The sequence below is a fragment of the Roseomonas sp. CAU 1739 genome, assembly GCF_039839775.1.
Taxonomy (GTDB): Bacteria; Pseudomonadota; Alphaproteobacteria; order Acetobacterales; family Acetobacteraceae; genus Neoroseomonas.
In genome coordinates this window covers 262165-285199 of the sequence record NZ_JBDOQQ010000005.1, presented here as the reverse complement: position 1 = coordinate 285199, position 23035 = coordinate 262165, and the positions used below count along the sequence as shown (strand labels likewise).

Sequence of the window (23035 nt, the reverse complement as noted above, 5' to 3'; positions counted from 1 at the left end):
TCCGCGTGGAAAGGGGACGGATCAGGGGATTTGGGAAGGGATCGGGCTGAAAGCCGCAGAATATCTAGGGAACTGGCGGAGAGGGTGGGATTCGAACCCACGGTACAGTTGCCCGTACTTCGGTTTTCGAGACCGACCCGTTCGACCACTCCGGCACCTCTCCGCACGCGCCGGCGGAAGCCGGCGATAAGGTCCCCGGTCGAGGGGTTCCGCCGTATAATCATCCTTTCCGAGCCGCGCAACGCCCCCTGGCCGTTGACGCCCGCCCCGCCCCGGCGCTATAGCCCCCCTCCCACGGCGGCGCCTCGGTGCCGCCGACGGTCGTTCTTGGGCCGACACCCAGGAAGACCACTCGCAGTTTGAACGACTCCCGGGGCGACCCATGACCTATGCAGTGATCCGCACCGGCGGCAAGCAGTACCGCGTCACCCCTGACGCTGTCCTCACCGTCGAGAGGCTCGAGGCCGAACCCGGCTCGACCGTGACCTTCCATGACGTGCTCCTGGTGGGCGGCGAAGGCGGCCTGTCCGTCGGTGCGCCGACCGTCCCGGGCGCGTCCGTGACCGCGACCGTCGTCGAGCAGTCGCGCGGCGACAAGGTCCTCATCTTCAAGAAGCGCCGCCGCCAGAACAGCCGGCGCAAGAACGGCCATCGCCAGCACCAGACGGTGCTGAAGATCGCCGCCATCACCGCGGCGTAAGGAGCACCACCATGGCTCACAAAAAGGCAGGCGGCTCGTCCCGCAACGGCCGCGACTCCGCAGGCAAGCGCCTCGGCGTGAAGCTGTTCGGTGGCCAGACCGTCAGCGCCGGCGCCATCATCGTGACCCAGCGCGGCACGAAGATGATCCCGGGCGAGAACGTCTATGCCGGCCGCCAGCACAGCCTGCACGCCAATGTCGCGGGCCGCGTGAAGTTCATCCGCCGCGCCGAAGGCCGCGTCCACGTGACGGTCGAGCCGGAAGCCCTGGCCGCCGAATAACGCGGCGCGTCCGCGTCGTCGTCTCAGCGGGGGCCGTTACGGCCCCCGTTTGCATTTCAGGCACCCTGATCCATGAAATTCCTCGATGAAGCAAAAGTCTGGGTGAAGTCGGGCGACGGCGGCGACGGCGTCGTCGCTTTCCGGCGTGAGCGATTCATCGAATATGGCGGCCCGGACGGCGGCAATGGTGGCAAGGGTGGCGACGTCATCGCCGAAGCGGTCGATGGGCTGAACACCCTGATCGACTTCCGCTACATGCAGCACTTCAAGTCCCGCAAGGGTGGCAACGGCGCGGGATCCGACCGCACCGGCGCCGGCTCGGACGATGTCATCATCAAGGTCCCGGTTGGCACGCAGATCTTCGCGGAGGACAAGGAAACGCTGCTCGCCGACCTCGACACCACCGGCAAGCGCGTGGTGGTCGCCAAGGGCGGCGATGGCGGCTTCGGCAACGCCAACTTCAAGACCAGCACGAATCGCTCCCCGCGCCGCGCCGACAAGGGCTGGCCAGGGGAAGAACGCTGGCTGTGGCTGCGACTGAAGCTGATCGCCGATGCCGGCCTGGTCGGTCTGCCGAACGCGGGCAAGTCCACCTTCCTCGCCGCGGTTTCCGCCGCCAAGCCGAAGATCGCCGACTACCCCTTCACCACGCTGCATCCGCAACTCGGCGTGGTTCGGCTGAACGCGACCGAGGAATTCGTCCTCGCCGACATCCCCGGCCTGATCGAAGGCGCGCATGAAGGGGCGGGACTCGGCGACCGCTTCCTTGGACACGTCGAACGCTGCGCCGTGCTGCTGCACCTGATCGACGGCACCCAGGCAGACCCCGGCGATGCGTATCGCACGATCCGTGCGGAACTTGCCGGCTATGGCCATGGGCTGACCGAAAAGCCGGAAATCGTCGCCCTGAACAAGGCCGACGCCATGACGCCGCAGGCCCGTGCATCCCGCATCAAGGCGCTGGAACGCGCCTGCGGCCATCCCGTGATGGTGATCAGCGGTGCAACCGGGGACGGCGTGCCGGAGGCGTTGCGCGCCCTTGCCGACACCATCCACGCCAAGCGTCAGGCGGAAACCGACGCCGGCTGAAACCAACGGCGCCCCGGCCGAACAACAGCCAGGGCGCCGGCCACCTTCAGCCCGCCTTCAGCGCATCGCGCAGCTTCGTCTCCTGCTCGCTCGTCATGTTCGTGCGAAGCACCGTGCCACCGAAATGCGCCATCTCCGGCAGCACCTTGTCCGCGGTCACCTTGCGGATCAGCACGCACAGCGCCGCCTGGCCGGGCGTCAATGCGCCGGCGGCTTCCTTGAGGAATTTGTCATCGATGCCGACATCCGTCAGGTAGCCGCTCAGGGCACCACCAGCGGCACCCGCCGCCGCACCCAACAGCGGGTTCAGGAACAGCAGCCCGATCAGCGTGCCCCACATCGCGCCGCCAGCCGCCCCGGCCGCAGTGGTGTTGATCAACTGGTGCAGCTTCACCGCGCCATCGGGCTGGCGCTCCGCGACGACGGCGTCGCCCAGTTCGATCAGGTATTCCTTCTGAAGCTGCATCAGCTTCGCGCGCGCGGCCTCGGCCGTCGCGAGGTCGGGGTAGGCGATGATGACGAGGTCGGCCATGCGGATGCTTCCTTGTGGGTCGTGGCGGATGGCGCGCCTGCGCCGATAGTCGAAACAGTCAAGGCACACATCGTCCGGGCGGGTCCATGCGAACCATCGGCCATGCCGGCCGTCCCATGCCGTGCCATGGTCGGAACATAGCCCTGACCGTCGCCGAGGCAAGCAACGGGACCGTGTCCCCCGTCCCGGCCTTCAGGCCTGTCGTCCCGCATGCTACAGCCGCGCGCCATGTCCGACCCCGACACCCCCTCCCTCGCCACGGCGAAGCGCATCGTCGTCAAGATCGGCTCCGCCCTGGTGGTGGACGACAAGACCGCCACGCCGCGCTCGGCTTGGCTTGCCTCGGTCGCTGCCGATGTCGCGGCGCTGCGCGCACGAGGGGCGGAGGTGGTGCTGGTCTCCTCCGGGGCCATCTCGTTGGCGCGCCGCGCCCTGGGGCTGACGCGCCGTGCCCTGAGACTCGAAGAAAAGCAGGCCGCCGCCGCCGTCGGGCAGATCCGCCTGGCCGGCGCCTGGCAGGAAGCGCTGTCGGCGCGCGGCATGAACGCCGCGCAACTGCTGCTCACGCTCGAGGATTCGGAGGATCGGCGCCGCTACCTCAATGCCCGCGCGACGATCGCGACGCTGCTGAATCTGGGCTGCGTGCCGGTGATCAACGAGAACGACACCGTCGCCACGGCGGAAATCCGCTTCGGCGACAATGACCGCCTCGCCGCCCGGGTGGCGGAGATGATCAGCGCCGATGCACTGGTGCTGCTGTCGGACATCGATGGCCTCTACACCGCCGATCCGCGCAAGGATCCGGCGGCCGCGCATATTCCCAACGTCCATCGCATCACCGACGAGATCATGGCGATGGGTGGCGAACCGCCACCAGGCTATTCCTCAGGCGGCATGCGCACGAAGTTGATCGCCGCCCGCATCGCCACTGGCGCGGGCTGCGCGATGGCGATCGCACTCGGCCAACGCGACAATCCGCTCGCGGCCATGGTGGATGGGGCGCGCTGCACCTGGTTCCTGCCGGCACCGGAAGGGCGCACGGCGCGCAAGCGCTGGATCGCGGGCAGCCTCGCGCCACTCGGCGCCTTGATCGTCGATGCAGGCGCGGCGCGCGCCCTGCAGCGCGGTTCATCGCTGCTGCCCGCCGGCGTGCGCGGCGTCGAAGGCGACTTCGCGCGCGGCGATCCGGTCAGCGTGCGCGATGAGGCAGGACACGAGGTGGCGCGCGGGCTCTCGGCCTATGATTCCGAGGCCGCGCGCCTGATCGCCGGCCATCGCAGCGAGGAACTGGAATCGCTGCTCGGATGGCGCGGCCGGGACGAGATCATCCATCGTGATGATCTCGTGCGGCTGTGATGCACGGCGGCGGCGCCTCATCCTGAACGGTTGAACCGAGAGGGGCGTCGCCCCTCTCGGGCTCTCCCCACCAAAGGCCAGTGGGCCTTTGGAAACCATCACTTGGTGTTGAGCGCGCAGGGGTTTGCGCGACGACTGTGGTTGCGTTGCGCACGGCGTTGGAATTCTCTTCGGACGCTGCGCCCGAAGTGCGTTCTCGCTGCTTGGCACACCCGCTTTGCCCGATACCAGAATCCGGCGGTCCAGGGTGCCCTCGCACCCTGGCGGGGAGAGGTTTGGAGAGGGGCGGAGCCCTTCTCCAATCAACCGCGCCGTCACGTACAAACGTGAGTCAGGCCGGAGGAGCACCGCCCCTCCGGCCTGCGCGGCCCAGCCGGGCCGCGCCTTGTTCAGCCCCGCGGCGTAACCGGCAGGTAGCGCACCGACTGGTTCTCACCGGTGCCGTCGATCACGGCGACGTAACCGCTCGGCGCGGGCAGCACGGGCGCGGGCAGTTCCACCGAGATGTTCTCGCCCGTGCCGCTGATCGTCGCAGGCGCCAAAGGCGAACCCTGCGGCACGGCGCCGGCATAGGCGACGGACTCATTCTCGCCGCTGCCCCCGACATAGGCCTGCGTGCTCGACGTGGTCGTTGCGGCGAAGGCGCCCTGCGCGGCAACCAGGCCAAGCGCGGCGACTGCGGCAATGCGGATGATGTTGCGGTTCATGATCGTGTGCTCCTTGAGCAAGTGTCGTGATGGAGGAAGCTTCCTGGCCATCACTTCGCCAACACAGATGGTCGGGTTACGCGAACATCCCAACGCGCATCGGTTATCACCGCCATGCGTTCGGCGAATGATGACTTGTCGCGGATCGCCACCATGCGAGACTGCCGCGCAACAACTTGATCGACCGGGACGAACATTCATGATCGAAGGCATCACTCGCCGCGCGCTTTTCGCCGCTGGCGGAACGGCACTGAGCGCTCCCGCAATCGCGCAGGACGGCTTCCCCAATCGCCCAATCCGGCTGCTGGTCGGCTTCACGCCCGGCGGCGCGGTGGACATCGCCGCGCGCAGTTTCTCGACGAAGATGGGCGAGTCGCTCGGCCAGCCCGTGGTGATCGAGAATCGTCCGGGCGCCGGCAGCAACATCGCGACGGAAGCCGCTGCGCGCAGCCCGGCCGATGGCCACACGCTGCTGCTGTCGACCATCGGCTCGCTGGTCGTCAGCCCGATGGTGATGCGGCTATCCTTCGACCCGCAGCGCGACCTGGTGCCTGTCTCGATCGCAGTCGATCTGTTCAACATCCTGGTGGTGCCGGCGAACCGCCCCTGGCGCAGCACCGCCGAACTGATCGCCGCGGCGAAGGCCGCACCCGGCCGATTGTCCTACGGCACCAGCGGCATCGCCGGCGGACCGCATCTCGCCGGCCTGCTGTTCGACCGCATGGCGGAGATCGACACTATGCCCGTGCATTATCGTGGCGGCGCGCAGATCGCGACCGACCTGCTGGCGGCGCGGCTGGACTTCGCCTTCGCCACCGCGCCATCGGTGCTGCCGCATGTGCAGTCGGGGCAGTTGCGCGCGCTGGCGGTGCCGACGATCAACCGCACGCCGCTGCTGCCCGATGTGCCGACCGTCGCCGAAGGCGGCGTGCCCGGCTTCGACGTGCCCGGCTGGTATGCGGTGGTCGCACCGCGCGGCACGCCGGACCCGGTGATCGCGCGGCTGGCCGGCGCGATGCGCACGGCGCTCGGCGACAGTGAGGTGAAGGCTTCGCTGAACCGCAACGGCATGGAACCGATGCCGACCACACCAGCGGAATTCGCCGCCGCCTGGGCTGCGGAACGCAGCAAGTGGGAACCGATCATCCGCGACAGCGGCATCCGCGTGGAATGAGGAGCCGGCGGCGTGGCGCGCTGCCACGCCGCCGCGCGACCCGTGTCAGCGGCGCGCCGGGGTCATCTGCACTTCCTGCACATAGACGACCATCTCGCTCGACCCGTTGCCGATGGTGACGGCGTGCCCCGGGGCGAGCGGCACGGGGGCCGACATCAACGCTGTCTGCGTCATCACCATGCGCCCGCTGGTGTCGCGATAGACCGTCATGGCGCCTTCCCCGACGCCGATGGTCACCGCCTCCAGCGGACCCATCGCGCCGGCAGCGGCGCGGTTCGCGGCCGCTGCGGTGCGCGGCATCATCGCGGCATCGACATAGATCACCATCTGGTTCTCCCCGCTGCCGATCGTCACGGCAAAGCGGCGCGGTTCGGGCGCGGGGGCGGTCTGGGCCAGCACCGGCCCGGCGACTAGCGCGCTCAGCAGCGCGGCACCGGCAAGACGCAGGGTCCTGTTCGACATGGCAGTCTCTCCATCATGGTCTGGTGTGACGGCAGCGGGCCCGCGCCATGTAGTGTTTCGCGTTCCGTCCGCCGTTGGTTACTCGGACGAATCGGCAGGGCGGGATGAGGCGCCGGCGTTGCAATCCGCTTCCCCCCGGCACCCCGCCGCGATAAGCCTCCGCCGCAGGAGACCCGCATCGTGAACGCCATTCCCCAGGACGCCGCCCACCTTCTCGATATCGCTGCCCGCGCCGCGCGCGCGGCCGCCGCCGTCATCGCGCGCGCCCCGACCCCGGCGAAGGACCTCGCGCTGCGCGAAGCCGCCGCATCCCTCCGCCGCAACGCCGCCGCCATCCTCGCTGCCAATGCGGCTGACGTTGAAGGTGCGCCGAACCTCACCCCCGCATTTCGCGACCGGCTGACACTGACACCCGCGCGCATCGAGGCGATGGCCGCCGGCATCGAGGATGTCGCCGGCCTGCCCGACCCGGTCGGCCGGGTGCTGGCGGAATGGACACGCCCCAACGGCCTCGTGATGCGCCGCGTCGCGCAGCCGCTCGGCGTCATCGGCATGATCTTCGAAAGCCGCCCGAATGTGACGGCGGACGCCGCCGTGCTCTGCCTGAAATCCGGCAATGCGGTGATCCTGCGCGGCGGGTCGGAGAGCACGCGATCGGCCGCGGCCATCCATGCCTGCCTGGTGGAAGGCCTGCGCGCCGCCGGCCTGCCGGATGCCGCCATCCAGGTCGCGCCCACCGCCGACCGCGCCTTCGTCGGCGCGATGCTGCGTGCGAGCGGCCTGATCGACCTGATCGTGCCGCGCGGCGGCAAGGGCTTGGTGACACGGGTGATGGAAGAAGCCCGCGTGCCTGTCCTCGCGCATGCCGAGGGGCTCTGCCACACCTACATCCACGCGGCCGCCGATCCGGCCATGGCGCGCGCCATCCTGGCGAATGCGAAGATGCGCCGCACCGGCGTCTGCGGCGCGACGGAGACGCTGCTGATCGATGCCGCCATCGCGCCCGCGCTGCTGCCGCTGCTGGTCGCCGACCTGCGCGCTCTCGGCTGCGACTTCCGCGCCGACGATCGCGCGCGGGCGATCATCGGCGATCTGCCGACGGCAACGGAGCAGGATTTCGCCACCGAATGGCTGGATGCGATCCTGTCGGTGAAGGTGGTCGATGGCGTGGCCGAGGCGCTCGCGCATATCCGCCGCTTCGGCTCGGAGCATACCGAGGCGATCATCACGCAGGATGAAGCGGCGGCCCGCGCCTTCCTCGACGGGCTCGATTCCGCAGTCGGCATGTGGAACGCCTCGACGCAGTTCTGCGACGGCTTCGAATTCGGCTTCGGCGCGGAGATCGGCATCGCCACGGGTCGGATGCACGCGCGCGGACCCGTTGGGCTCGAGCAACTCTGCACCTATCGATACCAGGTGATCGGGACGGGCCAGACGCGGCCGTAGCGTCGATCGGCTGAATAACGGATTGAGGGGGTGATGCCGCATATGCGGAAGGTTGGAGGGGCTTTGCCCCTCCAAACCGCCCCACCAAAGGCCACTGGGCCTTTGGAAACCGATATTTGGCACCCGGCACGGCGGACGGCCCCAGTCCCCGGATTTCGTTCTCGTGCCCAAGGCAAGCTTCGCCGTGGTGACAAACCATCGCGCCGCACAGCACAAAGTCGAGGTTTCCAAGGGCCTTAAGCCTTTGGTGGGGTGAGCCCGAGAGGGGCGACGCCCCTCTCGGTTCCGCCACCCGAAGGATGATCCCGAACCGCGGTTGGTGTAGCCTCGCGGCCGGGAGAACCGCCATGAAGCGCGTCTTGCTCGCCTGCGCCGCTGCGCTCGCCATCGCCGCACCGGCCCGCGCCGACTGCCCCGACATGGCCACCGTCGCGCGCTTCGCCCGCGCCCTGCTGGAACGCGGCGTGCCGCAACCCTTCGCCGTCACCACGCCGGCGGAGACGCGCTGCGCCCAGGACCGGCTGGTCGCCATGCTGGCCCAGCCCTGGGGCGACATCGAGGGCGTGGCCCTCGCCGCCGAGACGATGCCGCCGCTGCGTGGCGTGCTGCATCATGCGACGCTGCGGGAACGGTCGGGTCCAACCCTCGCGGCGAATTACGGCGCCCGCCCCGCCATCGCACCCGGTGTGCTGGTGGAGGTCAATGCCGAGGGCCGCATTGTTTCAGCCAGCCCCTACCTCGCGCTGCTCGACCTAGCGGCGCTGGCCGGGGGCACCGATGCGACGGCGCGCCTCGCCGGCAATCTCGGGCTGCGCCTCGGCGTGGTGGGGCCCGAAGCGGCCCTGCCCGAGACCGCGCCCGACGCGCTGCTGCAAGCCGATGGCAGCACCGTCGCGTCGCTCACGCGCCTTGGCATTGCTGCACCTCCGCAGGCGCTGGTCGATGTCCTGGCGCGGGACCTCGCCGCCGAAGGCCGCCCCTTCCGCGGCGGCGAGTTGGTCGCGTTGTTGGCCGCGGCGGCGCCGATGGCACCGCGGCCAGGCGAGACCTGGCGGCTATCCGTCGCCGGCCTCGGCGCCGTGGTGGTGAACTTCCGCTGAGGCGGCCTTCCCGTGCGGCCCGCGCCGCCGGTAGCATCGCCGCACACCGGAGGAACGAACACCATGCGTCGCTTGCTGCTCGCAGGCCTGATCGCCCTGCCCTTCGCGGCCGAGGCCGCCTGCCCCGATGCCGCCGCGGTCGGGCGGCTGGCGGAGGCGTTGCTCGACAACCGTCCGTCGCCCCCCTTCACCGGCATGACCTCGCTGGAGGACGGCTTCTGCGCGCAGGCGCAACTGGTCGCGCTGCTGCGACAGTCCTGGGGCCGGCCGGTCGGCTACAAGGTCGGGCTGACCAGCTCGCCGGTGCAGCAGCGCTTCGGCGTGAACCACCCCGTGCGCGGCGTGCTGCTTGAGAGCAGCGTCAGCCTGCGCGACGGCGCGGAGGTCCCGGCCCGCTTCGGCGCCGTGCCGGTGATCGAAAGCGACTTCCTGATGCGCGTGCGCGACGGAGGCATCAACCAGGCAGGACGGGATCGCCTCGCCATCCTGCGGCATATCGACGTGGTCATCCCCTATATCGAGCTGCCGGACCTGGTGCTGTCGGGCGGCTTCGACGGGCCGAACCTGTTGGCGATCAACGTCGCCCCGCGCCTCGGCGTGGTCGGCACCCCGATCCCGGTGGAGGCAACGCAGGACTTCGTCGACCGGCTGGGCGCGATGACGGTGACGATGGTCGATGACCGCGGGCAGGAACGCGCCCGCGCGCCGGGGACCGCCGCTCTCGGCCATCCGCTCGATGTCGTCGCCTTCCTGATCGAGGATCTGGCGCGCGCCGGGCTGCAGCTGGAGGCGGGGCAGCTGCTGTCGGTCGCTGGCTATTCGCCGACGCTGCCGCTGGAAGCCGGGCGGACCTATACGGTGCGTTATGATGGGCTGGCGGCGCAGCCGGTCAGCGTGAGCGTTCGAACGCGGTGACGCCCGGCCGATTCGGTGATTCGCGCCGGCGCCGTATCGGGCTGCTCGGCGGGTCGTTCAACCCGGCGCATGCGGGGCACCTGCACGTCGCGCGGATGGCGCGGCGGGCCTTGCGGTTGGATGAGGTGTGGTTGCTGGTGTCGCCGGGCAATCCGCTGAAGCCGGTGCGAGGCATGGCGCCGCTGGCGGACAGGCTCGCCTCCGCACGGAGCATCGCGGATGGGCGGCGCATCGTCGCCACCGACATCGAAAGGCGGCTCGGCACCCGCTACACGGCCGATACGCTGGCATTGCTGCGCCGGCGCTTCCGCCATGCGCGCTTCACTTTCGTGGTCGGCGCGGACAACCTGGTGCAGTTGCCGCGCTGGAAGCGGTGGCGGGCGATTGCGCGGCATGTCGGCCTCGCCGTGCTGCCGCGGCCGGGCTGGACGCGCCGGGCATTGGCGGGGCGCGCGGCGCATGTCCTGCGCCGCCATCGCCGGTCGCCCGGGGGGCTGCTGACGGAATCCTTTGCGCCCCACGCCGCTTGGTGCTTGGTTCCGGCGCGAGAACACGCCGCATCCGCCACCGCCATCCGACAAGCGCGGGACGGCGGTGCGACGGGCGAGAGGAGGGGGCCATAGCCCGCACGCCGAAGACCACCGAGACGAAGCCGGCCAGCAAGGCCAAGGCTGCACCGAAGACCGAGGCCGAACCGAAGGCCAAGGCCGCGCCGAAGGCGAAGGCGAAGGCCGAAGCCGCACCCAAGGCTGCGGCCGCCAAGGCAAAGCCGGCACCCAAGGCCAAGGCCGCGCCGAAGGCAAAGGCCGAAGCCGCGCCCAAGGCTGCCGCCGCCAAGGCAAAGCCGGCACCCAAGGCCAAGGCCGCGCCGAAGGCCAAGGCCGAAGCCGCGCCCGAGGCCGCCGCCGCCAAGGCAAAGCCGGCACCCAACGCCAAGGCCGCACCGAAGGCCAAAGCCGCGCCCAAGGCCGCCGCCGCCAAGGCAAAGCCGGCCCCCAAGGCCGCGCCGAAGGCCAAGGCCGAAGCCGCGCCCAAGGCTACTGCCGCCAAGGCAAAGCCGGCCCCCAAGGCCAAGACCGCGCCGGCGGAGGCGCCCGCTGCGCCCCGCCCGTCACGCAGTCGCAAACGGGAGAAGCTCTCGCCCGACCGTCTCTCGCAGCTCGTCGCCGCGGCGATGGAAAGCCTCGAGGCCGACAAGGCTGAGAACATCGTCCTGCTCGACGTGACCGGCCGGGCCGACTACGCCGACCGCCTGATCATCGCCACCGGCCTGGTGGAGCGCCAGCTTCAGGCCATGGCGACGCATTTGGACGAGGCGCTTGGCAAGGCCGGGCTGAACCTGAAGCGGGATGCCATCCAGGCCTCGCCGGACTGGGTCCTGATCGATGCCGGCGACCTGGTGATCCACCTGTTCCGGCCCGAAGCGCGCGAATTGTACCGCATCGAGCGCATGTGGGGACCCGAGAGCCCGGGGGCTTCCAACGCCCCGGCCGACTAGGATCCTCGCCGTCGGGCGGATGAAGGCGGGGCCGGAGGCGGCGCTGTATGCGCATTACGCCGCCCGGCTGCGCCCCTCGCCCGAGGTGACCGAAATCCCCGAGGGGCGCGGTTCGGCCGCGGAAATCCGCAGGCGCGAAGGGACGGCGTTGCTCGCGGCCCTGCCCGCGGATGCCGTGGCGGTCGCGCTCGACCTCGGCGGCGAACAGCCCGACAGCGAGCGCTTCGCCAGCCTGCTGGCGCGCTGGGAGGAAGCCGGCCGCACGCCGTGCTTCCTCATCGGCGGGGCGGAGGGGTTGGACCCGTCGGTCACGGCGCGGGCCGATCTGCGCATGGCGCTCGGCCCGATGACCTGGCCACATTTCCTGGTGCGCGGGATGCTGGCCGAACAGCTGTATCGCGCCCAGGCGATCCGGCAGAACCACCCGTATCACAGGGCCTGGCGGCCCTGAGTCGTTGTCGGGCCGCGGCCGCCGGAGCCGCCATGCGGTGGCCCCGCTTGCCCGCCGTGCGTTGGCGCGCGGGCCGCGGCCGACCGTCTGGGCGCGCTCGCGGCCTAAAGCCGCGCCTCGGGCTGTGCCTGGCGCTGGACGCCACGCCCGCGGCGCGACGATGATGCCGGCATGCTGTTCCTCCTCCTCGCCGCGCTTCTTTGGGTCGGCGTGCATGTCGGTGTCTCCGGCACGGCGCTACGCGGGCGCACCGTCGCGCGGATTGGCGAGACAGGGTTCACCATCGCCTTCTCGCTCGTCTCCTTCGCCGCCATCGCCGTGCTGGTGCGGGCCTGGCAGGGTGCTGAGACGGCGCCGGTCTGGTTTGCCCCCGCCTGGCTGCGCTGGATGATCGCCGCACTGATGCTGCCGGTCTTCGTGGTCTTCGCCTGCTCGCTCGCCGGCAACCCGACGGCGCAGGGCGGCGGCGGGTTGCTGCCACGCGGGCCGCGCGGCATCCAGCGGATCACGCGTCATCCGATGCTCTGCGCCTGCGCCGCCTGGGCGGGGCTGCACATCCTTGGCAATGGCGATACGGCGGCGATCGTCTTCTTCGGTGCCTTCCTGGTCACGGCGCTCGCCGGCATGCCGTCGATCGACGCCAAGATGGCGATACGCCATCCCGACGCCTGGGCGGGCTTCGCCGAGACGACCTCCATCCTGCCCTTCGGGGCGATCCTGGCAGGGCGGAACCGGCTCGACCTCAAGGAGATCGGCTGGATCGCGCCGATCGTCGGCGTGCTGCTCTGGGCCGGTGTGATGCATGGGCACCGCCTGCTGTTCGGCGTTCCGGTGCTGATCCCGGGCTGACGCTCGCGCGCCGCGGTCCGGAGGGCTGCCCGTGATGGGTCATTTTAGTTGACTAGGCAACCGAATGATGTAGTTTCCTTGTCAACAATCGAGCGATCCATGACCCAGCCCGTTCCCGAGCTCACCGCCCATCTCGGCTACTGGCTCCGCCAGCTGTCCAACCATGTCTCCCACGCCTTCGCGCGGCGCTTGGCGGCGAAGGACGTCACCGTCGCGGAATGGGCCATGATGCGCGTGCTCCATGGCCAGCCACCGATGGCCCCGAGCCGTCTCGCCGAGGCGATGGGCCTGACGCGCGGCGCCGTGACCAAGCTGGCCGACCGCCTCATCGCCAAGGCGCTGATGGTCCGCCAGGCCAGCGCCGATGACGGCCGTGCGCAGACCCTCGCCCTGACGGCGAGGGGCGCCGGCTTCGTGCCCGAGCTGGCGGCGCTGGCCGACCGGAACGAGGCCGCCTGCTTTGCCCATCTGCCGGACGCCGATCGCCGCGCGCTGGAACGCATCCTGAAGGACACGATCCGCCATCTCGGCATCACCGGCATGCCCATCGCCTGACCATCCCGCCCAGGAGCTCCCATGGACGACCTTCTTGCGCAGCTCGCCGCCACAAGCCTGCATGATGCCGAGCACGGCACCCGCAGCTTCCCCCAGATCGTGCGGTCCCTGATGGAGGCCGGCTTCGAGAGCTACGCCATCGACTTCCGCCGCGGCACCGCGACCTACTATCTGCCGGATGGCGACAGCGTCGTGGTGCCCACACGGCTCAACGACACGCCGATCGCGCCGGCGTTCGACGTGGCGGCCGTGCAGGCCGCCATCCACGAGGCGCAACAGCTGGTGCCCGGCTACTCCTATCCGGGCTTCTGCACGAAGGTCATGCGCGCCGGTTGCGTCGGCTACGTGGTGTCCTTCCCCGGCCGTCGCGCCGTCTATTCCGGCCGCACCGCCGAAACCCATGTCGAGGTCTTCCCGACCTGACGCTCGTCGCCTTGCCCGCGCCACGGGCTGGGGGCTATTGCGACCCCCGAAGCCGAGGAAGCCGCCATGTCCGCCACCCGCCCCCGCCCCGTCATGCTCGTCATCCTCGACGGCTGGGGCTGGCGTGAGGATCGCGCGGACAATGCCGTGCGCCAGGCCGCCACACCGGCGTTCGACAGGCTCTGGACCGAATGCCCGCACGCCTTCCTGCGCACCTCCGGCGCCGATGTCGGCCTGCCGGATGGGCAGATGGGCAATTCCGAGGTCGGCCACCTGAATATCGGCGCCGGGCGCGTGGTGATGCAGGACCTGCCGCGCATCGGCCGCGCCATCGCCGATGGTTCGATCGCCACGCTGCCGGCGCTGACCGGGCTGATCGAGGCGCTGAAGCGGACCGGTGGAACGTGTCATCTCGTCGGCCTGCTGTCGCCCGGCGGGGTGCATGCGCACCAGGACCATGCGGTGGCCCTCGCGCGCATCCTGTCGGCGGCCGGGATCAAGGTCGCGATCCATACGCTGACCGATGGGCGCGACACAGCGCCGACATCCGCGCCCGAGTTCCTGGCGCGCTTCGAGGCCGACATCGCCGCCCTGCCCGGCGTGGCCATCGCCACCGTCATCGGCCGCTACTTCGCGATGGACCGCGACAACCGCTGGGAACGCGTCGTCACCGCCCATGACGCCATGGTCCTGGCCGAAGGCGCCCATGCGCCCACGGCACAGGCCGCCATCGCCGCCGCCCACGCCGCCGGCAAGACCGACGAGTTCATCCCCGCTACCGTGATCGACGGCTACGCCGGCATGCGGGACGGCGACGCATTGCTGTCCTTCAACTTCCGCGCCGACCGGGTGCGCGAGATCCTCGGCGCGCTGGTCGATCCGGGCTTCGATGGCTTCCCGCGCCGCCGCGTGGTCCGTTTCGCCGCCGCCGCGGGCATGACCGAATACAGCGCGGCGCTGAACGCCCATCTCGCCACGCTGTTCGCCGCGCAATCCATGGCCGACATCCTGGGCTCGGTCGCCGCCGGCGCCGGCCTCACGCAACTGCGCATGGCCGAAACCGAGAAATACCCCCACGTCACCTACTTCCTGAACGGCGGCGAGGAGACGCCCTATCCGGGCGAGGAACGCATCATGGTCGCCTCCCCCAAGGTCGCGACCTATGACCTGCAGCCGGAAATGTCGGCCCCCGAACTGACCGACAAGGCCGTCGCCGCCATCGCCTCGGGTCGCTTCGACCTGATCGTGCTGAACTTCGCCAATGCCGACATGGTCGGCCACACCGGCAGCCTGGACGCCGCGACCAAGGCGGTGGAGGCCGTCGACACCGGCCTTGGCCGCATCGCGGATGCGATCCGCGCGGCCGGCGGCGCGCTGTTCGTGACCGCCGACCACGGCAATGCCGAGATGATGCGCGACCCCGCGACCGGCGGCCCGCATACCGCCCATACCACCAACCCGGTGCCGGCCATGCTGCTCGGCGCCCCGGCCGGAGCGGGCCTGGCCGACGGGCGGCTCGCGGATATCGCGCCGACGCTGCTGGCGCTGCTCGGCGTGGCGCAACCGGCCGCGATGACCGGGCAGTCCCTGCTGCGTCCACGCCAGCAGGTGGCGGCGGAGTAGCCGCGCCGATTCCACCTGCGCACCGAACAGGCTAGAACTCCCGGCAACGGCCCGAACCGGCCGAACCCAAGGGAGGGCGCAACGCCAATGATCACCCGTCGCTCCACGCTCGGCCTCGCGGCCGCGATCGGCCTTGGCCGCACCGCAACGGCCCAGGAAGCCTGGCCCAGCCGGCCCGTGACCCTGGTGGTGCCCTGGGCCGCCGGCGGGTCCACCGACGCCGTCGCGCGCATCCTCGCCCAGCGGCTGTCGCAGGACAGCGGCAAGTCCTTCGTCGTGGACAACCGGTCCGGTGCGAACGGGACCATCGGCTTCGGGTCGGTGGCCCGGGCGCGGCCGGACGGCACCACGCTGCTGGTCAGCACGGTCAGCACCTACGCCATGGCGCCCTGGCTGTACCAACTGCCCTACGACAATGAACGCGACCTGGTCGGCATCGGCCTGCTGGCCGCCATGCCGATCATCATGGTCGTGAACAAGGATTTCCCCGCCCGGACCCTGGCCGAATTCGTCGAGCTGGCGCGCCGGCCTGGCCACCGGATCACCTACGCCAATTCCGGCGCCGGCTCCTCCACCCACCTCGCCACCGAGCTGTTCCTGCAGGAGGCGCGCCTCGACATCCCCGACATCGGATATCGCGGCGGCGGACCCGCCGTGCAGGGCGTGATCGCCAACGAAACGCCGATGGTGTTCCAGGCGGCATCCGGCATCCTGCCGCAGATCCAGGGCGGCACGCTCCGCGCGCTGGGCATCGCGTCGCGCGAACGCAGCCCCCTGGCACCCGAAATCCCGACCTTCGCCGAACAGGGCTTCCCCGGCGTGGTGGTCGAGGAACACATCGCCCTGCAAGGCCCCGCCGGCCTGCCACCGGACATCATCCGCCGCGCCAACGACCTCGCCCGCGCGGCAATGACCGCACCAGACACGCGCCTGCGGCTGGCCGCCCTCGCGGTGCTGCCGAGAGTGACGTCGCCGGATGACTGGCCCGCGTATTTCGCGGCGGAGAACGCGAAGTGGCGGGACATGATCAGGGCGCGGAACATCCGGGTGCAGTGAGGCAGTCTTCAGAGAGGGGCGCCGCCCCTCTCCGAACCTCTCCCCGCCAGGTGGCTACGGCCCCCTGGACCGCGGGGTTTTGGCGACGCTGAGGGTGTGGGCGTTTCTGGCTACTCAGGTCAGTCATATCATTTGGGCTGCATGCACAGGTCGCGTGAACGTAGCGGACCACTGCCGCGATTCGACTGAAGTGGCTCCGTGCAAATCAAGACATTCGCCGTGAATGCCGCGCCGCGGACATGTGCAGCATGGGGCATCCGCGCACGACGCCAGTGAACTCTTGCCGAATCTGGATACTGTCAGGCAGTCGATCTTCGCCGAGCCTGGAGCATACTCACGCAAGCGCGCTGGTCTTCTGCAACAGGGAAACACGTCACGACGGGCAGGTTGACTGCCTGGGCCGAGGTGGGCGTGCCGAAAGGCCGCTCCGACCTGTTACCCCATGGTGGCGCGGACGCGGTGAGAACAGACACTTGCCGCACAGATGCATGGTCCGCGCCGTTCGGGGCGGGTGATCGCGGGGCTGGGGGCCGCGATCACCCGTGCCCGGCATAGGTCGAATCCCCAGCGCGGCGACCATCGTTCGATCCCATGCCGGCCGCGATGTCTCAAAAGCCTTCCGCAACACACCGGCTGTCCGGCGACGACATTCCCGGGCGACTGAACCCGACACCCCACGAAGTCACCGATTCAGCGCAGGCCATCCCGGCCAGCAAAGCCGAGGCGCCTCTCCAAGACGATTACTTACCGATTTCGTAGCTATCGCTCACGGTGAATGGCCGGGGTGCAGTAGCGTACGGCCGCCGGGAGACAAAAACGGGAGGATGCCATGTTGCGACGCGCGCTCGCATTGGCCATTCCTTGCGCGGCCATCCCCCCCATCACCGTATCGAATGCCCAGACGGATGACTACCGGCAGGCAGTGGACACCCTGTTCAGAAACTTCGCGGACGCCTACGGCCGCAACGACGCCGACGGAATCGGCGCCTGCTTTACCGAGGACGCGATCCTCATTGGCCCGGCACCGATCGTGATCGGCAGGCAGGCGATCGCGCAGAACTACAAGGGGCGGTTCAACCAGGGCTTTGGCAATATCCGCTTCCAGTTGCAGCACTACGATCCGAACGGAGTCTGGGTCGCCGGGACCTACACGGTCAGCCTGCCGCAAGGCGCCGGTGATCGCCACGGCAACGTGACCAGCATCTTCCGCCGCCAGGCCAACGCCGTGCTGATCCACGTCCACACCTTCAACTTCCGGACCTAGCCGGGCGAACGGACACCGCTCTCGGGGCGCGACCCTGCGGGCGCATCGCACACATCGCGCTGCCCATCCAGCGACGACCGCAGACAGCGGCGCAGCACGTCTCGGTCGCCCCGGCCCGGATGGCCGATTGCCCAGGGCGGCTCGCCCAGCCACCCTGCCACTGCTGAAACCGGGGCAGACCGCCCATCCGGTGCAGAAAACCCACACGCCAAAGGCCCGTTTGGCCGTCGCGAGGCAAGATTCCGAGACGCCCAAAGCCGCTTCCGATCTCCCCGCCGGCCCGGCCTACCCCGGCGATTGTCAGAATGCGGCAAGACCATCATCCCACATCCCTTGTTGCCGCCACCTGCCGCCGCCGCTTACCTCCTCGGCACCGCCTGCCGAGGAGCACCCTGCCCGTCCCCGCCGCCCTCTCCCGTCTGACGCTGATGCTCGTGCTCGCCGTCCCGGTCGCCGCCCTGGCGCAGCCTTCGCGTGAGGCGGTGCAGGACGCCCGCCGCGCCGCCGAGGCCGAGCGCGCCGCAGCCGCCGACGCCGCCCGCTTGGCGCGGGAGGCGGCCGAGGTCGAGCGCGGCCTGGCCCGCCAGCGCGTCGCCATGGCTGAACGGGTCCAGCGCGCCGAGGCGGTGCTCGACGAAGCGCAAGAACGCGAGCGCCGCGCCGTCCTCGCAGCCGTGGCCGCGCGGGAGGAGGTCGCCCGGCGCGCGGCGGCACTCGCGCCGATGATGCCGGCGATGCGGCGGCTGTCGCTGTGGCCGGCGGAGACGCTGCTGGCTGTGCCGGTCCCGCCGGAGGAGGCGCTGCGCGGCGTGCTGGTGCTGCAGGGCATCGCGCGGCAGATTCGTCATGACCTGGATGCCCTGCGCGCGGCCGATGAGGAAGCGTCGCGGCGCGCGCGCATCGCCGCGGCCGAAGCCGCCCTAGTCGCCGCGGCGCAAGAGGACGCCGTCTCCTCCGCGCGCGCCCTGGATGCCGAGATTGCCGGGGCGCGGATGCGCGAGGCCGAGGCCCGCCAGGCCGAGCGCGACGCCGGCCGCCGCGCGCAGGAGGCACTGACGCGCGCCTCGGACCTGGCCGAGATGTTGACGCGGATCGAGCGTGAGCGGGCGCGCGAGGCGGCGGCCGAGGCGGCCCGGCAGCGCGCCGAGGCGGCCGCGCGGGCGCGGGAGGAAAACGCGGCGCGGCGAGCCGGACGGCCGCCACCGGAAGCCCCGCCTGCCCCCGAACGTGCCGCGACGGTCGCGGCCGGCGGGGCCGCGCGGGTGCAGCCGGTCGCCGGCCGGGTACTGCGCGGCTTTGGCGATTCGGGGGAGGGAGGTCCTGCCCGCGGCGAGACCATCCAGGCGCCATCGGGTGCACGGGTGGTCAGCCCCTGTGCCGGGCGGGTGGTGTTCAGTGGTCCATTCCGCAGTTATGGCCTGCTGCTGATTGTCGACTGCGCGGGCGGACACCATGTCGTGCTCGCCGGGCTCGGGCGACTTGATGCGACGACCGGGGCGCGGCTGCTGGCCGGGGAACCGGTGGGCGTCGTGGGCGATGGGGAAGGCGGCCGGGGCAGGCTCTACTTGGAGTTGCGCCGTGACGGCCAGGCGGTGGACCCACGGCCCTGGCTGGCCGCGGCGCGCGGCGGGGCGGGGTGAACCGCTACGTCGCGCAGGCGTGACCCGGCTTGCCGATCGGTAAGCGCCAGGGTTGCGGATTGGTAAGGCAGGTAACGGCACTGTATCCGTAGCGGTTTCGGGCTGCACCCGGGGTCGCGTTGCGCTACAGGTTGACGACTCTCCGCAGGGCAGCCTGCGACTCTGAAGGAAGGAATTCGGATGCGGCGCAGGAGCGTGACCTTCGCGGCAGTGGGCGCGGCCTTCGTGGCCGGCGCGGTCGTCGGCCCGATGGTCGCCGCCTGGGCGCAGGATCCGGGCGGCCGGGCCGAAACCTATCGTCTGCTGAACCTGTTCGGCGACGTGTTCGAGCGCGTGCGCGCCGAATATGTCGAGCCGGTCAACGACCGCGACGCCATCGAGAATGCCATCCAGGGCATGCTCTCCGGCCTCGACCCGCATTCCTCCTACATGAACCCGCGCATGTATCGCGACATGCAGGTGCAGACGCGCGGCGAGTTCGGCGGCCTCGGCATCGAGGTCACCCAGGAAGGCGGCTACATCAAGGTCATCAGCCCGATCGACGACACGCCGGCGGCGCGCGCCGGGGTCAAGCCGGGTGACCTGATCACGCATCTCAACGGCAATTCCGTGCAGGGCCTGTCGCTGCAGGAAGCGGTCGAGCAGATGCGCGGCGAGCGTGGCAGCACCATCCGCATCACCATCCGGCGCGAAGGGTCCGACCGGCCGGTCGAGCTGTCGATCACCCGCGATGTGATCCGCCCGCAGGTCGTCCGCTTCCGGCTGGAAGGCAACGATATCGGCTATATCCGCCTGACCAGCTTCAACGAGCAGACCGAGACCGGGCTGCGCCGCGCCATGCAGCAGCTGCGCCAGCAGGCCGGCAACAATCTGCGCGGCGTCGTGCTCGACCTGCGCAACAATCCGGGCGGGCTGCTCGACCAGGCGGTGCAGGTCTCGGACGACTTCCTCGACCAGGGGGAGATCGTGTCCACCCGCGCCCGCCGGCCCGAGGATGCGCAGCGCTGGAATGCCCGTTCGGGCGACATCGCGCAGAACCTGCCGGTCGTGGTGCTGATCAATTCCGGTTCGGCCAGCGCATCCGAGATCGTCGCCGGCGCGCTGCAGGACCATCGCCGCGCCATCGTCATGGGCGTGAAGTCCTTCGGCAAGGGCAGCGTGCAGACCGTCATGCCGATCCCCGGCAATGGCGCGATGCGGCTGACCACGGCGCGTTACTACACGCCGTCGGGCCGGTCGATCCAGGCCACCGGCATCGAGCCGGATATCGAGGTGCTGTCGGCGCGCGAGGATGCCGCCCAGACCGTCGCCGCCCGGCGCGATCGGGAGGCCGACCTGCGCCGCGCGCTGCGCAACGACAACGGCGCTCAGCCGCAGGCCGCGCCGCCGCTGCCGCCGCTGAACCTGCCGGCGGGGCTGCTCGAACAGGTGCAGCGCATGCCGGCCGAAGGCGCTGCCGCCTTCGACCCCACCAAGCCCGAGACCGACCACCAGTTGCAGCAGGCCGTGCAGTTGCTGCGCGGGATGGCCGCGGCGCCGAATCCGCAGCGCCGCGCCGCCCGCTGACCCTGCCCGTGACCAGCCGGCCGATCCGCGTGCCCGGCTGGCCGGCGCTCGGGCTGTTCTGGCTGGTTACGCTCGGCCTGGGACTCGGCGGGGCGCTGTGGCTCGACCACCTCGGCCCGCCTGAGCCCCCGGCAATCGAGGCCGCGCCCGGGGCACGCGCAGCCTCGGCGCATGATGCGCCGGCCACGATGACGCACACGGCCGCGGCACGACCCCAGCCCGGCGCCGAAACGTCGGCGCGGCCCGGCGCCGCCGAGCCGCCGCGTCCCGTCGCCGCACCCAGCCCGGCGCCTGACGTCGTGGCGTCGGCGAGGCCCGCGGCCTCACCGGGCGCCCCTGTGGCGCCCCCCATGGCACCGGAGCCGCCCCCCCTTGCCGCAGCCGCCGCGCCACGCGCCGTCGCGCGGCCGATCGCAGCCCCCGATGCGGCGCTGCTGGAACAGGGCCGGCACGGCATGCTGCCTCGCGCCGGGGCGGATGGACGCTCGCCGATCCGTGCCTATGGCCGTGAATTCGACCGTCGCGACACGCGCCCGCGCGTCGGCATCGTCGTCGCCGATATCGGGCTGAAGGCGACCGATACCGAGGAAGCGATCCGGCGCCTGCCGCCCGCTGTCGCCCTCGCCTTGTCCCCCTATGCCCCGCGCCCCGGCCAGGCGGCCGAGCGGGCCCGCGAACGTGGCATGGAGACACTGATCTCCCTGCCCCTGGAGCCGGCCGGGTACCCGCTCAACAATCCTGGCGACCAGGCGCTGCTGACCGGGCGTTCCATGCCCGACAACATGGACCGGCTGGACTGGGTGCTGTCGCGCGCCCAGGGCTATGTCGGCGCGATCGGCGCGCTGGGCGGCATGCGCGGCGAACGGTTCGCAGCCATGCCGGATGCGATGGCGACCGTGCAGGATGCATTGCGGCTGCGCGGGCTGTTGTATGTCGACCCACGTCCCGGCGCGCCGCCACCCACGCATGCCTGGGGTCGCAGCGTCGATATCCTGCTCGACGACCCGGCTGGCACGCGCGGGGAGATCGACCGGCGCCTCGCGGAACTGGAGGCGCTGGCACGCGAGCGCGGCGCTGCCCTGGGCCTGGCCGGGGCCGCGACGCCGGCGCTGGTGGAACGCATCGCCGCCTGGGCGCCCGGGCTGGAGTCGCGGGGGCTGGTGTTGGCACCGGTCTCCGCCATGATCCGCCGGCCGGAGGCGCTGGCCGCCGATGGCACCGCCAACCCCGTCCGTCCCGCGAGCGCGCCATGACGAGCCCCCTGCCCTATCGCGACAATGTCGGCGCCGTGCTGTTCAACGCCGCCGGGCTGGTGCTGGTCGCGCGCCGCGCCGACCTGCCGAATGCCGAGGGCGCGCCTGGCGGGTGGCAATTGCCGCAGGGCGGCATGGATGCCGGCGAGGATCCCGCCATCGCCGTGTTCCGCGAGTTGGAGGAGGAGATCGGCACCGCCCGTGCCGACATCCTCGCCGAGCATCCGGACTGGATGTTCTACGACCTGCCGCCCGAATTGCTGGGCCGGGCACTGGGCGGGAAGTACCGCGGGCAGCGGCAGAAATGGTTTGCGCTGCGCTTCACGGGGCAGGAGACCGACATCCGGCTCGACCTGGATCCGCATCCGGAATTCGACGCATGGCGCTGGGCAAGGCTTGCGGAACTGCCGGCGATGGCGGTGGCCTTCAAGCGGGAGATCTATGGGCGGCTGGCGCGGGATTTCGCGCGCTTCGCGGGGTAGCGGCCGGCCTCGGCGCATTGGCTGAAGGCTGGAGGGGGCAAAGCCCTCTCCGGTTCGCCCGCCCTTCCAGCACGACCCCGGCGCCGGACCGTTCAGATCCGCCCGGCCCGGCGCGCGCCCCACAACACCACCCCGACGCCCAGCCCGAACGCCCCGTTGATCGCCACGCTGCGCCACCAGCGGTTGGGGTCCATGCCCCCCATCAGCGGTTGCCCGCGGATGCCCGCCACCACCACGAAGCCAACCAGCACGCAGGCCACGGCGCCGATCGCCAGACCCACCCAGATCGGTGACCATCCCGGACGCGCCGCGACGATCGCCGCGGTCAAGATCCCCCACAATCCGCCCCAGAAGCAGGCCGAGACGAGTTGCGGCACGCCGAGCGGCGGCACCGGCCGCAGTTGGAAGGGCGGGTTGGGCACCGCGCCCAGCAGGTGGAGCAGCCCGACCATGCCCTGGTGGAACACCAGCACGGCGAGCACGCCGGCGACGAAGCCCACGGGGATGATGCGCACGGCCGTCATGGGCGGTCCGTCCACACGCGACGGCCGGCGATGGTCAACAAGGCTTGCATGGCGGTCGATCCGTTGACGTTCCGGCGGATCATGCGGGT

Annotated in this window: 25 protein-coding genes and 1 tRNA gene; 21 read left to right on the top strand and 5 right to left on the bottom strand. The window is 70.7% G+C overall.

The window, feature by feature from the left end; all coding sequences use genetic code 11:
* Positions 1-73: 73 nt before the first annotated feature.
* A tRNA-Ser gene (locus tag AAFN86_RS11550) sits at positions 74-163 on the bottom strand.
* 219 nt (positions 164-382) lie between these two features.
* Between AAFN86_RS11550 and rplU the strand changes: the two genes are divergently transcribed.
* From rplU to obgE, 3 genes are all read left to right on the top strand, one after another.
* Positions 383-700, top strand: coding sequence for a 50S ribosomal protein L21 (gene rplU, locus AAFN86_RS11545; protein ID WP_347543464.1), 318 nt, complete (start codon positions 383-385; stop codon positions 698-700).
* 11 nt (positions 701-711) lie between these two features.
* The gene (gene rpmA / locus AAFN86_RS11540; protein ID WP_347543463.1) at positions 712-981 is read left to right on the top strand and encodes a 50S ribosomal protein L27; all 270 of its coding nucleotides are present in this window, start codon (positions 712-714) and stop codon (positions 979-981) included.
* Between the two features lie 72 nt (positions 982-1053).
* Positions 1054-2070: a GTPase ObgE gene (gene obgE, locus AAFN86_RS11535; RefSeq protein ID WP_347543462.1), complete on the top strand. Its 1017-nt coding sequence runs from the start codon at positions 1054-1056 to the stop codon at positions 2068-2070.
* Between the two features lie 46 nt (positions 2071-2116).
* Here the strand turns inward: obgE and AAFN86_RS11530 are convergent, their stop codons facing one another.
* Positions 2117-2602, bottom strand: a complete 486-nt coding sequence (locus tag AAFN86_RS11530) for a DUF1269 domain-containing protein (protein ID WP_347543461.1) — start codon at positions 2600-2602, stop codon at positions 2117-2119.
* A 228-nt stretch (positions 2603-2830) separates the two neighbouring features.
* On the opposite strand from AAFN86_RS11530, the gene proB reads away from it, so the two are divergent.
* Positions 2831-3958 (top strand): glutamate 5-kinase, encoded by a 1128-nt coding sequence (gene proB / locus AAFN86_RS11525; RefSeq protein WP_347543460.1) that lies wholly within the window; start codon positions 2831-2833, stop codon positions 3956-3958.
* A 389-nt stretch (positions 3959-4347) separates the two neighbouring features.
* Here proB and AAFN86_RS11520 read toward each other — a convergent pair whose 3' ends face one another.
* Positions 4348-4665, bottom strand: a complete 318-nt coding sequence (locus tag AAFN86_RS11520) for a hypothetical protein (protein ID WP_347543459.1) — start codon at positions 4663-4665, stop codon at positions 4348-4350.
* A gap of 199 nt (positions 4666-4864) precedes the next feature.
* Between AAFN86_RS11520 and AAFN86_RS11515 the strand changes: the two genes are divergently transcribed.
* Positions 4865-5839 (top strand): tripartite tricarboxylate transporter substrate binding protein, encoded by a 975-nt coding sequence (locus AAFN86_RS11515; RefSeq protein ID WP_347543458.1) that lies wholly within the window; start codon positions 4865-4867, stop codon positions 5837-5839.
* A gap of 45 nt (positions 5840-5884) precedes the next feature.
* Here AAFN86_RS11515 and AAFN86_RS11510 read toward each other — a convergent pair whose 3' ends face one another.
* Entirely contained in the window at positions 5885-6301 is a 417-nt protein-coding gene (locus AAFN86_RS11510; protein WP_347543457.1) for a hypothetical protein, read from the bottom strand.
* 123 nt (positions 6302-6424) lie between these two features.
* On the opposite strand from AAFN86_RS11510, the gene AAFN86_RS11505 reads away from it, so the two are divergent.
* The 16 genes from AAFN86_RS11505 (at position 6425) to AAFN86_RS11430 (ending at position 22422) form a co-directional block, all read left to right on the top strand.
* A complete protein-coding gene (locus AAFN86_RS11505; RefSeq protein ID WP_347543489.1) occupies positions 6425-7747 on the top strand; it encodes a glutamate-5-semialdehyde dehydrogenase in 1323 nt (440 codons plus the stop codon).
* Positions 7748-8094: 347 nt separating this feature from the next.
* Positions 8095-8847 carry a hypothetical protein gene (locus AAFN86_RS11500; RefSeq protein ID WP_347543456.1) on the top strand — a complete coding sequence of 251 codons (753 nt, stop codon included), beginning with the start codon at positions 8095-8097 and terminating at the stop codon, positions 8845-8847.
* Between the two features lie 63 nt (positions 8848-8910).
* Entirely contained in the window at positions 8911-9762 is an 852-nt protein-coding gene (locus AAFN86_RS11495; RefSeq protein WP_347543455.1) for a hypothetical protein, read from the top strand.
* Entirely contained in the window at positions 9759-10385 is a 627-nt protein-coding gene (locus tag AAFN86_RS11490; RefSeq protein ID WP_347543453.1) for a nicotinate-nucleotide adenylyltransferase, read from the top strand. Before AAFN86_RS11495 ends, AAFN86_RS11490 begins: the two co-directional genes overlap by 4 nt.
* Positions 10292-11260 (top strand): ribosome silencing factor, encoded by a 969-nt coding sequence (gene rsfS / locus AAFN86_RS11485; RefSeq protein ID WP_347543452.1) that lies wholly within the window; start codon positions 10292-10294, stop codon positions 11258-11260. The genes AAFN86_RS11490 and rsfS overlap by 94 nt, the downstream gene beginning before the upstream one ends.
* 1 nt (position 11261) lies before the next feature.
* Positions 11262-11711, top strand: coding sequence for a 23S rRNA (pseudouridine(1915)-N(3))-methyltransferase RlmH (locus tag AAFN86_RS11480; RefSeq protein WP_347543488.1), 450 nt, complete (start codon positions 11262-11264; stop codon positions 11709-11711).
* Between the two features lie 171 nt (positions 11712-11882).
* Positions 11883-12560 carry an NnrU family protein gene (locus AAFN86_RS11475; RefSeq protein WP_347543451.1) on the top strand — a complete coding sequence of 226 codons (678 nt, stop codon included), beginning with the start codon at positions 11883-11885 and terminating at the stop codon, positions 12558-12560.
* A gap of 99 nt (positions 12561-12659) precedes the next feature.
* On the top strand, positions 12660-13115 hold the full coding sequence (locus tag AAFN86_RS11470) for a MarR family transcriptional regulator (protein WP_347543450.1): 456 nt from the start codon (positions 12660-12662) through the stop codon (positions 13113-13115).
* Positions 13116-13136: 21 nt separating this feature from the next.
* A complete protein-coding gene (locus tag AAFN86_RS11465; protein ID WP_347543449.1) occupies positions 13137-13538 on the top strand; it encodes a DUF1398 domain-containing protein in 402 nt (133 codons plus the stop codon).
* Between the two features lie 66 nt (positions 13539-13604).
* Positions 13605-15161 (top strand): 2,3-bisphosphoglycerate-independent phosphoglycerate mutase, encoded by a 1557-nt coding sequence (gene gpmI, locus AAFN86_RS11460; RefSeq protein WP_347543448.1) that lies wholly within the window; start codon positions 13605-13607, stop codon positions 15159-15161.
* Between the two features lie 87 nt (positions 15162-15248).
* Positions 15249-16217 carry a tripartite tricarboxylate transporter substrate binding protein gene (locus AAFN86_RS11455; protein ID WP_347543447.1) on the top strand — a complete coding sequence of 323 codons (969 nt, stop codon included), beginning with the start codon at positions 15249-15251 and terminating at the stop codon, positions 16215-16217.
* Between the two features lie 829 nt (positions 16218-17046).
* Positions 17047-17481 (top strand): nuclear transport factor 2 family protein, encoded by a 435-nt coding sequence (locus AAFN86_RS11450; RefSeq protein ID WP_347543446.1) that lies wholly within the window; start codon positions 17047-17049, stop codon positions 17479-17481.
* 428 nt (positions 17482-17909) lie between these two features.
* A complete protein-coding gene (locus AAFN86_RS11445) occupies positions 17910-19121 on the top strand; it encodes a peptidoglycan DD-metalloendopeptidase family protein (RefSeq protein WP_347543445.1) in 1212 nt (403 codons plus the stop codon).
* Between the two features lie 180 nt (positions 19122-19301).
* Positions 19302-20687 (top strand): S41 family peptidase, encoded by a 1386-nt coding sequence (locus AAFN86_RS11440; RefSeq protein WP_347543444.1) that lies wholly within the window; start codon positions 19302-19304, stop codon positions 20685-20687.
* 8 nt (positions 20688-20695) lie between these two features.
* Positions 20696-21940 (top strand): divergent polysaccharide deacetylase family protein, encoded by a 1245-nt coding sequence (locus AAFN86_RS11435; protein WP_347543443.1) that lies wholly within the window; start codon positions 20696-20698, stop codon positions 21938-21940.
* A complete protein-coding gene (locus tag AAFN86_RS11430) occupies positions 21937-22422 on the top strand; it encodes an RNA pyrophosphohydrolase (RefSeq protein WP_347543442.1) in 486 nt (161 codons plus the stop codon). The genes AAFN86_RS11435 and AAFN86_RS11430 overlap by 4 nt, the downstream gene beginning before the upstream one ends.
* A gap of 92 nt (positions 22423-22514) precedes the next feature.
* Here AAFN86_RS11430 and AAFN86_RS11425 read toward each other — a convergent pair whose 3' ends face one another.
* Complete coding sequence (locus AAFN86_RS11425; RefSeq protein WP_347543441.1) at positions 22515-22946, bottom strand: hypothetical protein; 432 nt, start codon at positions 22944-22946, stop codon at positions 22515-22517.
* Positions 22947-23035 lie beyond the last annotated feature (89 nt).